The sequence below is a fragment of the Microbacterium sp. genome (genome assembly GCF_035556355.1).
Lineage (GTDB): Bacteria > Actinomycetota > Actinomycetes > Actinomycetales > Microbacteriaceae > Microbacterium.
On record NZ_DATMFG010000014.1, the window covers coordinates 1 to 12,156 of the forward strand.

A 12,156-nucleotide genomic window follows, 5' to 3' on the forward strand; every position below is an offset into this window, starting at 1 on the left:
ACGCGCGACCCTATGAATCTGAATCCCAACGCGAAGCCACCTACGCCGACTGGCTCCATCACTACAATCACCACCGACCCCACACCGGCCTCGGCGGCTCAACACCCGCAGAACGCGTTCACAACCTCACGGGGAAGAACATCTAGGGCACCGCTCGCCGCAGCGTCACGAACGAGATCGCCGCGAGCGCGGCGCCGAACAGCAGCCCCCACAGGCCGAGGCCGAGCGCGCCCTGCGCGCCGATCCAGCCGAAGACCCGTCCCCACGCCTCGAGCATTCCGATGATGAACATCGCGAGCACGAGGAGGGCGGCGATGCCCACGAGCACGCTCGTCAGCACGACCGATCCGAACCGCTTGTAGATAGTGGCCGCCCAGAAGCCGACGACGAAGAACAGCATCGTGACGGCGAAGAAGAACAGGGCTGCACCGAGCGGACCGGCCTCCCAGATCCACGGCAGGTAGAAGAAGTACCCGTTCATCCCCCACCCGTCGGTGGCGTTCTCGATGAAGCCGCCGATCACGAACACCGCCGACAGGATGGCTCCGGTCAGTGCGGCCGCGAGCAGCGTGCCGAGGTAGAACTCGCGCCGGGTGACGCTCATCGCCTGCGAGAACGGGAAGGTGAGTGTGAGCGACTGGATGCCCACGACCGCGAAGTACCACAGCGGCGCCTGCGCACCACCGCCGTACAGCGGATCCTGGGCGCCCGCGTTCCGGATCAGGGCGTAGATCGCGAGGGTGATCACCAGCGAACCGGCGAGCACCATGAGCGGCACCCAGATGTAGGTCTGGCGGTTGACCAGCTGCATGCGGACGACGTTGACGGTGCGGTTCATCGCAGAGCTCCTTCGTCGATGTCGGCGGTGGATGAGGACGAACCGGATGCGGCGCCGCCCGCCGCGGACCCGGAGGCGTGCTGCGTCAAGCGCACGATGAGCTGCTGCAGCGACACCGGGGCGACGTCGAGACCCGCCGCGGCGAGGCTCTCGCGCTCGGCGGCGCTGAGTGCGCCGAGGACCGTCGCGCTGGAGACGTGGCCGAGGCTCTCGCGGTGGATCACCTCGCGCCCGGCGACGAACGCGTCGACCGCGGCGGAATCGCCGACGATGTTCGTCGCGCGGTCGCGCACGGCATCCGTGTCTTCGTCCATGATGATGCGACCGCGATCGATCACGAGCACCTTCTCGATGAGGTTCGAGACCTCGTCGATCAGGTGGCTCGAGAGGATCACCGTGCGCGGGTGCTCGGCGTAGTCCTCGAGCAGGCGGTCGTAGAAGATCTGCCGCGCGACGGCGTCGAGGCCGAGGTACGGCTCGTCGAAGAACGTGACCTCGGCGCGCGAGGCGAGCCCGATGATGACGCCGACCGCCGACAGCTGTCCGCGCGAGAGCTTCTTGATGCGGCGCTTGACAGGCAGCTGGAAGTCGTCGATCAGGCGCTCGGCGAATTCCTGGTCCCAATTCGGGAAGAACAGGCGCGCCGTCTCGAACGCGTGCCGCGGCGTCGCGTCGTCGGGGTACTTCTGGCTCTCTCGCACGAAGCACATGCGGCTGAGCACGCGAGCGTTCTCGTACGGGTGCTCGCCGAACACGCGCACGTCGCCGCGCGTCGCGAAGTTCTGCGCCGTGAGGATCGACATCACGGTGGTCTTGCCGGCGCCGTTGCGCCCCAGCAGGCCGTAGATGGTGTCTTTCTCGATGGAGAAGCTCACGTCGTCGACCGCGACGGTGTCGCGGTACCGCTTGGTGAGGTTCTTCACCTCGATCACGGAGGTCATCGGAGTGTCCCTTCGGTGGTGGTCTGGGTCGAGTTCGAGGGCAGTTCGGCGGCGCGTTCGCGGATGAGACGGGTGAGGTCATCGGCACTGAGGCCGAGCTTGCGCGCCTCGTTCATGAGGGGCTCGATGAAGTTCTCGGCGAACGCGGTGCGTCGCTCGGCGAGCAGCATCTCGCGTGCTCCGGTCGCGACGAACATGCCGATGCCGCGGCGCTTGTAGAGCACGCCCCGGTCTACGAGCATGGCGACCCCCTTCGCTGCGGTGGCGGGATTGATGCGATAGAAGGCGGCGAGCTCATTCGTCGACGGCGCCTGCGACTCCTCGGCCAGGCTGCCGTCGACGATCGCGTCTCCGACGCTCTCCGCGATCTGCACGTAGAGCGGTCGCCCCTCTTCGATCACACCTGCTCCCAGGTTCGGTGGTTCATTACTCGACTAAGTAACCATATAACCCGGCCGCGTGTCAATCGGGACCGACTCGTGGCCCCGACTGTTCCGGCGAGCATCGAGGCGTGGACGACGCGCACGACGGCGCGCCGCGGACGTGAGCGCAGGGAGCCGCTCCGAGTTCAGGACGAGGGGCGCTCGCCGCGACCGGGATCAGGTGACGGGCCGGGCGACGGCGAAGGCGTGTGCGACGAGCGGCGCGAGGGCACGGGCCACGGCGCGGCGTCGCCGGCGAGGTGGGGCTGGGGCGCGGCATCCGGTTCGGGTGATGTCTTCGCCGCAGACGACGCGGATGCCTCGTCCTTCGCGTCGGCTGCCCCGGACTCGCCCGGCCCCAGCTCGAGCATGACCTTCTTCTCGAGCACCTCGATCGCCTCGTCGGACAGCAGGATGAGTCCGTCGAGCTCCTCGCGCACACGTCGGTAGGCGAGCTGCCGCTCAGCGGGCGTCGCCGCCTGGTCGACAGCCACCGTCAAGAGCTGCTTGGCGGTGTCGAGGCGCTTGCGCTCGTCGGCCGAGAACGACGAGTCGCGCAGACGACGGGCATCGCGCTCGGCGACGTCGAACGCGACCTCGTAGTCCGTCACGGCATTGCGGTACTCGGCCAGCTGCTCGGGCGTGATGCGGGCCTTCGACGACGCAGGCCGCAGGCCGTCGGCCACGCGCTTCGCGCGCAGGAACGCCGCCGTGAGAGGCTGGCGCCCGTCGCTCATCGCGGGGAACGCGATGAGCTTCGCGACGTCGAGCTCGTACTCGAGCCAGCGCGCGGTCGTGGCGTCGTGCTCCGCGAAGAGCCGCTCGAGCTCGGCCGACATCGATTCGGCGGAGGGCTTGGACGGCGCGCTCGCCGTCGCCGCCGCTCCCACGGCCGGGATCGGCACCGAGCCGGCTCCCGCTCGCGCGGCCGCCTGCGCGGCCTTCAGCTCCGCCTTGGCCTTGAGCACCTCGAGCCGCCGCCGGTGTCGGCGGCGGGCACCGCGCTCCCACGCGCTGCCGATCCCACCCAGCACGAACATGGTGGGGAAGATGAGCCACCAGTACTGCCGGAGGAAGTCGAATAACGGCTCCACCCCGCCATGCTACTGAGGTCTGCCGAGGGCGTCGCGGTCGGGCCCCCTGCGGATCTGCGCGCGCGGCGCCCCGAAGACCCCCGCCTGCCGTTCGGCCGCCTCGAGCGCCGTCGCGAGCTCGTGCACCGCCGCGCGGTATTCGACGTACTGCTGCGGTGTGACCCGGTCACGCTGCGTCGGGCGCAGCCGCCCCGCTTCGCGCTGGGCGCGGAAGAACGCGAGGGTCGCCGGATGCCGCGAGTCCAGCATCTGCGGAAAGGCGAGCGCGAGCGCGGGATCCGTCTCGTACTCCATCCATCGCGCGTTGATGGCGTCGTGCGCCGACGTGAGCCGGTCGATGGGCAGCGGATCCGCGCGCGATGCCGCGCTGTAGTGCGCCTGCGCGGCCTTGATGCGCGTGCGGGTCGCGCGCAGCGCGAGCGATGCCGCCCTCTCGGCGCGCTTGGCCTCGCTCAGCTGTCGCCGCGCCTCGATCGCGGCGGGAGTGGTCGGCAGCACGGCGCCCAGCAGGGGCGACGGCTCCTCCGCGCGTGCGGCGAGGGCGTTCGACCGCGCGTGACGAAGTCGCGCCTTCGCCTCGACGAGCGCCTGGTACGCGAGCCTCTCCTCGTGTCGTGCGGCATCGACCTCGAGCCGCCGTGCACGCCGGCTGCGGGTCGTCACACCGGCGTAGACCGCGCCGCCGATGGCCGCCGCGGTCGGAGCGGCCCACCACCAGTCGGCGAGGAAGAGGAGGAACGGCTCCACCCAGCCATGCTAAGCCCGGGCACCCGGGGCTTGAGCCGGGGTCAGCCGAACAGCAGCGAGATGACGGTCGCCCCGCCGCCCACCAGGATCAGCGAGATGATCACGACCCACGCGACGATGCGCGTGCGCCGCTGGCGTGTGTCCGCGAAACCCGTGTACTCGTCGTCGTCGGCCATGTTCACCTGTCTCCGTTCGCTCTCTCAACCGGGGAATCGGCGGGTCAGCCGATGATGGGTCCGAACGCGTTCGGCAGCGTCGAGCGCGACAGGTCGCGCAGCTCGGTGAGCGGCACCGTGAACAGCCCCTGCACCTCGAGCGCCGGAGCGTCGCCGTCGCCGGGGGCATCCGTCACACCGATCCGCAGCACCGGGTACCCGCGCCCCTCGCACAGTCCGCGGAACTTCACGTCGTCCTCACGCGGGACGGTCACGATGACGCGTCCGGTCGACTCCGAGAAGAGGGCGGATGCCGCATCCACCCCGTCGCGGTCCATGATCTCGTCGAGCCACACGCGCGCTCCGACACCGAAGCGCATGACGCCCTCGGCGAGCGCCTGCGCGAGGCCGCCCGACGACAGGTCGTGCGCGCTCGAGATGAGCGACTGCTGCGATGCCGCGTGGAGGAGCTCGGCGAGCTTGCGCTCCTGCGCGAGGTCGACGCGCGGCGGGCGGCCGCCGAGGTGGTCGTGGATCGTGCCGGCCCACTGCGAGCCGCTGAGCTCGGTCGCGGTGACGCCGAGCAGGTAGACGTTCTCGCCCGGGTCCTGCCAGCCCGAAGGCACGCGGCGAGCGACGTCGTCGATGATGCCGAGCACGCCCACGACGGGCGTCGGGAAGATCGGCTGGTCGCCGGTCTGGTTGTAGAAGCTGACGTTGCCGCCCGTGACGGGGATGCCGAGTTCGAGGCATCCGTCGGAGAGCCCTTCGACCGCGCGCGAGAACTGCCACATGACCTCGGGGTTCTCGGGGCTGCCGAAGTTGAGGCAGTCGGTCACCGCGGTCGGCACGGCGCCCGTGACGGCGACGTTGCGGTACGCCTCGGCCAGTGCGTGCTTGGCGCCCTCGTACGGGTCGAGCTGGCAGTAGCGGCCGTTGCAGTCGGTCGAGATCGCGAAGCCGAGGCCGGACTGCTCGTCGACGCGGATCATGCCCGCGTCGTCGGGGAACGCGAGCGCCGTGTTGCCGAGCACGTAGCGGTCGTACTGGTTCGTGATCCACGACGTGTCGGCGAGGTTGGGGCTCGCGACGAGCTTCGTGAACTGCTCGCGCAGCTCGGCGGGGTCGTTCGTGCGCGGAAGGGCTGCGGCGGAGTCGTCCTGCAGCGCGTCGATCCACGTCGGGTAGGCGACGGGACGCTCGTAGACGGGACCGTCGACCGCCACGGTCGAGGGATCGACGTCGACGATCTGCTCGCCGTGCCAGAAGATCTGGAGGCGGCCGTCGCCGGTGACCTCGCCGAGGACGCTCGTCTCGACGTCCCACTTCGACGTGACCTCGAGGAAGGCATCGAGCTTCTCGGGCGCGACGATCGCCATCATGCGCTCCTGGCTCTCGCTCATGAGGATCTCCTCGGGCGTGAGCGTGGGGTCGCGCAGCAGCACCTTCTCGAGGTCGACCCGCATGCCCGAGCCGCCGTTGGCGGCGAGCTCGCTCGTCGCGCACGAGATGCCGGCGGCGCCGAGGTCTTGGATGGCCTCGACGAGCTCGCCCTTGTAGAGCTCGAGGCAGCACTCGATGAGCACCTTCTCGGCGAACGGGTCGCCGACCTGCACGGCGGGGCGCTTCGTGGGGCCGCCCGACGAGAACGTGTCGGATGCCAGGATCGACGCGCCGCCGATGCCGTCACCGCCCGTGCGGGCGCCGAACAGCACGACCTTGTTGCCCGCGCCCGAAGCGTTCGCGAGCTTGAGGTCCTCATGGCGCAGCACGCCGACCGCGAGCGCGTTCACGAGCGGGTTGCCCTGGTACACCGCGTCGAAGACGGTCTCGCCGCCGATGTTCGGCAGGCCGAGGCAGTTGCCGTAGAACGAGATGCCGCTCACGACACCGTGCACGACGCGCGCCGTGTCGGGGTGGTCGATCGCGCCGAAGCGCAACTGGTCCATGACCGCGACGGGGCGTGCGCCCATCGAGATGATGTCGCGCACGATGCCGCCGACGCCGGTCGCGGCGCCCTGGAACGGCTCGATGTACGACGGGTGGTTGTGCGACTCGACCTTGAAGGTGACGGCCCAGCCTTCGCCGATGTCGACGACGCCGGCGTTCTGGCCCATGCCGACCATGAGCCGTTCCTTCATCTCGTCGGAGACCTTCTGCCCGAACTGGCGCAGGTAGATCTTGCTCGACTTGTACGAGCAGTGCTCGCTCCACATGACGGAGTACATCGCCAACTCGCCCGACGTGGGCCGACGGCCGAGGATCTCGCGGATGCGCTCGTACTCATCGGGCTTGAGCCCCAGTGCTGCGTACGGCTGCTCGCGCTCGGGGGTGGCGGCGGCGTTCTCGACGGTGTCGACGACAGGGCGAGCGGATGCCTCGGCCGAAGCCGTCGAAGAGGGGGTGGTCATGCGGCTGAGCTCCAGGAATCGCGGGCGCCGGACGGCATCCATCCTAGTCGCGGCCCCTGAGTGCCGAACCGCTCGCTGCGGACGCCTATCGGCGCACGACGGGTTCGCCGATCAGCCGCTCCGGAGTCGCGTCGCGCGCATCGAGCACGCTCGTGTAGTAGTCGATCTTGAAGTTCAGCCGCTCGAGGTGCTCACGGTCTTCGGCCATGCGCTTGACGAGCGCCTCGCGACAGCGTTCGAGCACCTCGACGCGCTGCGCGATCGTGTGGTCGCCCGCGTGCGTCAGCGCGACGAAGTCCTTCATGTCGCGGATGGGCATGCCCGTCGCGCGCAGCAGCTGGAGGAACTTGATCCAGCCGATGTCGTCCTCGCTGTAGCGGCGGTGTCCGCTCGGCGCCTTCGCGATCGCGGGGAGCAGTCCCTCGCGCTCGTAATACCGCAGCGTGTGCTTCGAGACCCCCGTCAGCTCAGCGGCTTCTTCGATGGTGTGGTCGCTCACGGGCTCCACGGTACGCCTGGAACGAGCCCGTCGGGCCGCTGTTGACTTCGAGCGCGCTCTAACTCCTACGGTCGTCCGCATGACTGAGAACACCACCCTCACGGCCCGCGCGTTCGCCTTCGGGCCGTCCGCGACCCCCCTCGTGCCGATCGCGGTCGGCGCGATGCTCATGGGCACGAGCACGCCCGAACCCGAGGCGCGGCGCATCCTCGACCACTACGTCGAGAACGTCGTGCCCCGCTACGCGGCGGCCGACGGGACCCCTGCCCGCGGAATGATCGACACCGCCGACTGCTACTGCTGGTGGGAGGCTCCCGGTGAGCCGGGCGGTCACAGCGAAGCCCTGCTGGGACGCTGGTTCGCCGACACGGGTGCGCGCGAGGCCGTGTACCTGGCCACCAAGGCGACCGGAATGCTGCGTGACTACGACGGCGTGTGGAACCCGGACGGCACCGCGAACTGGGACCTCGCGCGCTCGCGCTACATCGGGGCCCACCCCGAGGTGCTGCGCGAAGCGCTCGCCGCGTCGCGCGAGCGTCTCGGCGTGGAGCACATCGACCTCTACTACAACCACGTCGACGACCGCTCGACGCCCCTCGTCGACGCGGTCGGAACGTTCGCCGGATTCATCGCCGACGGGCGGATCGGCGCTTACGGATGGTCGAACGTCACGACCTGGCGCCTCGCGCAGATCGCCGCGGTCGCCGAAGCGAACGGATGGCCGCAGCCGATCGCGCTGCAGCAGCAGCACAGCTACCTGCGCAGACGCGCCGGGCTCGACCACGCGAGCATCGTCGACTCCGAGCAGCTCGACTACCTGCGCGAGACGCCCGGGCTGCAGCTCGTGGCGTACTCGCCCGTGCTCAAGGGGCTCTACAGCGACACCTCGAAGCGGTCGCGCGACTTCTGGGCGATGGACCCGTACGCGGGAGCCGACGCCGATGCGCGGCTCGCGGCGGTCGACCGCGTGGCCGCGGCATCCGGCGCCACCGGCAATCAGGTCGTGCTCGCGTGGCTCATGGCGGCCTCGTCGCCGCGCGTGCTTCCGCTCATCGGCGCGCGCACGTTCGATCAGTACCTCGAATGCATCGAGGCGCTCGACGTCGAACTGACGGTCGAGCAGCTCGAGGAGCTCGACTCCGCGGGGGCGTGAGCACTCACGACGGACGGGTTCGGGGCGGATGCCCGGCCTTGGGGCGGATCCCTTCCGCCCCGAACCCTCCGATGGTCGTCGGTCGGCGAGGGCCGTGTCGAGGAAGGGGGTTGACGGATGCGGCATCCGTTCGTAACCTACAACCAAATGGTTGTACGTAATGAGTTGAGCGATGAAGAGATCGACCGCATCTTCCAAGCCCTCGCGACCGCGACGCGGCGGGACATCCTGCGGCGCACGATCGAGGACGAGCTTTCGGTCTCCTCGCTCGCGCGCGAGTACGACATGTCGTTCGCGGCGGTGCAGAAGCACGTCGCCGTGCTCGAAGCCGCGGGCCTCGTCATCAAACGGGCCGAGGGGCGGGAGCGTCTCGTCAGGGCGGACCCGACGATGATCGCTCGCGCCCGCGCGCTGCTCGCGCGCTACGAGGAGCTGTGGCGGTCGCGCATCGCCCGGCTCGACGACCTGCTCGCCGAGCAGGTCGGCACCGAACCCCCTCACGACGACGCGAGAGACCCTCGCAGGAGAGAAGGAGAGTGACATGCCAGTCACCGCCGTCACCACCGATCCGGAAGCACTCACGATGACGCTCACGGCGGACTTCGCCGCACCCGTGGACCGGGTGTGGAAGGCGTTCACCGACCCGCGCCAGCTCGAGCGCTTCTGGGGTCCTCCCGGCTGGCCGGCCACGTTCACGCAGTTCGACTTCGAACCCGGCGGAATCGTCAAGTACCACATGACGAGCCCGCGCGGCGAGCGCTCCGGCGGCACGTGGGAGGTCCTGTCGATCGACGAGCCGCGCAGCTTCGAGGTGCTCGACTCGTTCGCCGACGAGCAGGGCAACCCGATCGCGGACATGCCGGCGTCGCGCATGGTCTTCACGTTCACCGCAACCCCTGAGGGCTCGCGCCTCACGAACGTGACGCACTTCACGTCGGCCGATGCCCTCGAGCAGGTCGTGGCGATGGGCGCGGTCGAGGGCTCGACGATGGCTCTGAACCAGCTCGACCGTGTGCTGGAAGGCCTGCGTGCGTACGCGCAGGGCAAGGGCGTGCAGACCGAGATCCTCGACGACCAGCACGTGCGCATCACGCGGCTGATCGAGGGTCCGATCGACCTCGTGTGGCGCGCGCACACCGAGCCCGAGCTCATCCGCCGGTGGCTGCTCGGCCCCGGCGGCTGGCGCATGTCGGAGTGCGAGGTCGACCTGTCGGTCGGTGGCCGCTACCGCTACAGGTGGGAGCCCGTCGGCGACACGGAGGGCGAGGCGTTCGGCTTCGACGGCGAGCACCTGCTGATCGAGCAGCCTCGCCGCATCGTGACCACGGAGCACATGACCGGCACCGACTACCCCGCGACGCTCAACGACCTCAACCTCTACGAGGAGGACGGCGCCACTCTCGTCACGCTCCTCATCGAATACCCCGACGCGCAGACGCGCGACATGGTCCTCGAGACGGGCATGACCGGGGGCATGGAGTCGAGCTACCAGCGCCTCGAGGGCGTGCTCGCGACGGTCTGACGCACCGGACATGACGGATGCCGCGGCCCCGGGGGTCGCGGCATCCGCTGTGTCACGTGAAACCGCCGGGCTGGATCGGCGTGGCGGGGGCCCAGTTCGGCCTTTCGGCCGCATCCGTCCCGGCGCTTTCACCCCCCGTCGCCCGCCCCCCCTCCCTCCTCCCCTCCGACCCCGCCGACCCCGCCCCGCCTCACCCACCCGTCGAGATTGCGTGAATGACCGCGTCACGGTGCGCGCGACCGTCGTTGGCGCAATCTCGGCACCATTCGGCGACCGCAAGGCACCCGGTGGGACGGGTGAACACCGAGTTCCCGCGCGACCTCGTCTTCACCGCGGCGCTGTTCGGGGTCGCGGCGTTCGTGTGGGCGGGGTGGGCGCAGGAGTCGCCGCCGCGGTCGGTGTGGTGGCGCGTGCTGCTCGGCGCGATGAGCATCGCAGGGCTCGCGCTCGCGGCGCTCACGATCCTCACGCTCATCGCGAACTGGGGCGCGCCGTCGGCGCTCCGACCCGGCACGGCGGCGTTCATCACGTACATCGTCGTGTTCTGGGTCGAGTTCGTCCTGGCCGGAGTGCTCGCGTTCGTCGCGATCCGCGCCGGGCTCAGCGACCTCGTCGCGCCGCTCATCCTCGCGGTCGTCGGGATCCACTTCTTCGCACTCGCACCTGTGCTCGGGCAGCCGGTGCTGTTCATCCCTGCCGTGCTGCTGACGCTCATCGCGGTCGTCGCGGCGGTGCTCCCGGCGTCCGATGTCGCCCACAGCTTCTGGTGCGGCGTGCTCGGGGCGCCCGTGTTCCTCGCGATCGGCGCCTGGTGCGGGATCGTCGGCACCGCCGCCGTGCGCTCGAGCTGACGACCCGGCGCGGGTCGCGTCAGTCGTCGAGCGCGCCGAACAGTCCGCGGCCCTTCTCCATGAGCGCCTCGTACGCTTCGCCGTACGTCGTCGGGATGCGGGCGCCGGGATCGAACCGTGCCGTCAGCAGGCCGAGCAGACCGCGCGCGGGCGCCGTGAGCGGACGGCGACGGTGCTTCTGGTGCGCGGCGGACTCCTCGCTCTTCTCCGGGTTGGGCGGCGAGTAGAGCGACTGCGGCTGCGGCCACGCGTACGGCTGACGCGGCACCGTGGTGTTGATCGCGTTGAAGATCGGATTCGCCGTCTCGTCGCGCGCGGTCAGAGGGCTCAGCCCGTGCAGGCGGCACAGCGTGTTGATGACCGATCCGTGGTGCATCTCGTCGTGGATGACGGTGCCGGCCGCGGTGTAGGCGCTGACGACGACCGCCGGCACGCGCACACCGAGGCGGTTGAACTCGAAGCCCATCTCACCCGGACCTGAGTTGTCCGGCGGCACGGCGTCGGGCGGGGCGACGTGATCGTACGTGCCGCCGTGCTCGTCGAACGTGATCACGAGCGCGGTGTTCATCGCGTTCGAGCCCGTCGGCGACGAGGACGTGCGGATCGCGTCGTAGATGTCCTGCACGAGTTTGTCGCCCGCGCGCACATCGGACTCGGCGCTGTTGGAGACGCGGACCGTCGAGCCGTCGGGAAGCATGACCTCGTCCTCGCGCTCATGACCCCACGGCGGATGCATGTCGTTGTGGTTGTAGACCATGCGCGGCTCGATGAACGCGTAGTGGGGCAGGTTGCCTTCGGCGGCATCCTTGTAGAACTGCTCCATCACGCGGAAGTTCGTCTTCCAGTACGGCTCGAGCACGGGCGCGTGCAGCATGCCCGTGAGCGACACGAGCTGCGTGGCGTCGTAGTACACGCGCCATGTGAGCCCCGCCTCCTCGAGACGGTTGAAGATCGTGGCCGCGGCGGGTGCGTCGATCCACTTGTAGTAGTCGTCGCCCGTGTGGTTGACGACGTAGCCGTGCGACGTCGACGCGTGGAAGAACGAGCGGTTGCAGAACGTCTGCGACGGCACCGCCGAGAACCATCGGTCGTAGACCGCGAACTCGCGCGCGAGAGTCGACAGCACGGGAACCATCTCGGGTGCGAATCCGCCCATCGCGACGCGGTACTCCTCGGGCTTGGGCTCGCGCTTCTTCGCGATGCGGAAGTTGACGATGTAGTCCGTCACGAACCCGCTGTTGCTCGGCTGCTGCCCGGGGGAGGGCGCGTTGTACGGATGCCGATGCCCGTACCTCTCGACGTGTGCGTTCGTATCGGGGGCGATGATGTCGAACAGCTGGGTGTTGACGTGCGGATACGTCTCGCCGGGATCCGGCTGCGGCTGCTGCATGACGGTGTCGGTCGAGCCTTCATAGACGTACGCCGGGATGTCCGCGCCGTCCGGCCCCTTGTTGGAGTAGCTGCCCTGGTTGATCCCGTCGAAATCGCTCCGGGTCTTCTCGGCGGCGGAGTACAGGCGCCCG

Annotated in this window: 14 protein-coding genes; 5 read left to right on the forward strand and 9 right to left on the reverse strand. The window is 69.5% G+C overall.

The annotated features are described in order from the left end of the window. Positions 1 to 146, forward strand: a 146-nt coding sequence (locus VNR19_RS02695) for an integrase core domain-containing protein (RefSeq protein WP_325723668.1), incomplete at its 5' end; no start/stop codon positions are given. Here the strand turns inward: VNR19_RS02695 and VNR19_RS02700 are convergent. The 8 genes from VNR19_RS02700 to VNR19_RS02735 form a co-directional block, all read right to left on the reverse strand. After that, positions 143 to 838, reverse strand: a complete 696-nt coding sequence (locus VNR19_RS02700; RefSeq protein WP_325723643.1) for a hypothetical protein — start codon at positions 836 to 838, stop codon at positions 143 to 145. The genes VNR19_RS02695 and VNR19_RS02700 overlap by 4 nt on opposite strands. After that, the gene (locus VNR19_RS02705) at positions 835 to 1,779 is read right to left on the reverse strand and encodes an ABC transporter ATP-binding protein (RefSeq protein WP_325723645.1); all 945 of its coding nucleotides are present in this window, start codon (positions 1,777 to 1,779) and stop codon (positions 835 to 837) included. The genes VNR19_RS02700 and VNR19_RS02705 overlap by 4 nt, the downstream gene beginning before the upstream one ends. Beyond that, on the reverse strand, positions 1,776 to 2,180 hold the full coding sequence (locus VNR19_RS02710; protein ID WP_325723647.1) for a GntR family transcriptional regulator: 405 nt from the start codon (positions 2,178 to 2,180) through the stop codon (positions 1,776 to 1,778). The genes VNR19_RS02705 and VNR19_RS02710 overlap by 4 nt, the downstream gene beginning before the upstream one ends. Positions 2,181 to 2,347: 167 nt before the next feature. Beyond that, positions 2,348 to 3,295: a hypothetical protein gene (locus VNR19_RS02715; protein WP_325723649.1), complete on the reverse strand. Its 948-nt coding sequence runs from the start codon at positions 3,293 to 3,295 to the stop codon at positions 2,348 to 2,350. A gap of 9 nt (positions 3,296 to 3,304) precedes the next feature. Further along, entirely contained in the window at positions 3,305 to 4,042 is a 738-nt protein-coding gene (locus VNR19_RS02720; protein WP_325723651.1) for a hypothetical protein, read from the reverse strand. 41 nt (positions 4,043 to 4,083) lie between these two features. Further along, positions 4,084 to 4,218 (reverse strand): hypothetical protein, encoded by a 135-nt coding sequence (locus VNR19_RS02725; RefSeq protein ID WP_325723653.1) that lies wholly within the window; start codon positions 4,216 to 4,218, stop codon positions 4,084 to 4,086. 44 nt (positions 4,219 to 4,262) lie between these two features. Further along, positions 4,263 to 6,608 (reverse strand): phosphoribosylformylglycinamidine synthase subunit PurL, encoded by a 2,346-nt coding sequence (purL, locus tag VNR19_RS02730; RefSeq protein WP_325723655.1) that lies wholly within the window; start codon positions 6,606 to 6,608, stop codon positions 4,263 to 4,265. An 85-nt stretch (positions 6,609 to 6,693) separates the two neighbouring features. Further along, entirely contained in the window at positions 6,694 to 7,107 is a 414-nt protein-coding gene (locus VNR19_RS02735) for a MerR family transcriptional regulator (RefSeq protein ID WP_325723657.1), read from the reverse strand. 79 nt (positions 7,108 to 7,186) lie between these two features. Between VNR19_RS02735 and VNR19_RS02740 the strand changes: the two genes are divergently transcribed. From VNR19_RS02740 to VNR19_RS02755, 4 genes are all read left to right on the forward strand, one after another. Continuing rightward, on the forward strand, positions 7,187 to 8,260 hold the full coding sequence (locus tag VNR19_RS02740) for an aldo/keto reductase (RefSeq protein ID WP_325723659.1): 1,074 nt from the start codon (positions 7,187 to 7,189) through the stop codon (positions 8,258 to 8,260). Between the two features lie 147 nt (positions 8,261 to 8,407). Next, complete coding sequence (locus tag VNR19_RS02745; RefSeq protein WP_325723661.1) at positions 8,408 to 8,800, forward strand: ArsR/SmtB family transcription factor; 393 nt, start codon at positions 8,408 to 8,410, stop codon at positions 8,798 to 8,800. Between the two features lies 1 nt (position 8,801). Next, complete coding sequence (locus tag VNR19_RS02750) at positions 8,802 to 9,782, forward strand: SRPBCC family protein (RefSeq protein ID WP_325723663.1); 981 nt, start codon at positions 8,802 to 8,804, stop codon at positions 9,780 to 9,782. 287 nt (positions 9,783 to 10,069) lie between these two features. Further along, positions 10,070 to 10,633 carry a hypothetical protein gene (locus VNR19_RS02755; protein ID WP_325723665.1) on the forward strand — a complete coding sequence of 188 codons (564 nt, stop codon included), beginning with the start codon at positions 10,070 to 10,072 and terminating at the stop codon, positions 10,631 to 10,633. 19 nt (positions 10,634 to 10,652) lie between these two features. On the opposite strand, the gene VNR19_RS02760 is transcribed toward VNR19_RS02755, so the two are convergent. Then, positions 10,653 to 12,156: alkaline phosphatase family protein (locus VNR19_RS02760; protein ID WP_325723667.1), on the reverse strand; the 1,504-nt coding region annotated here is incomplete at its 5' end.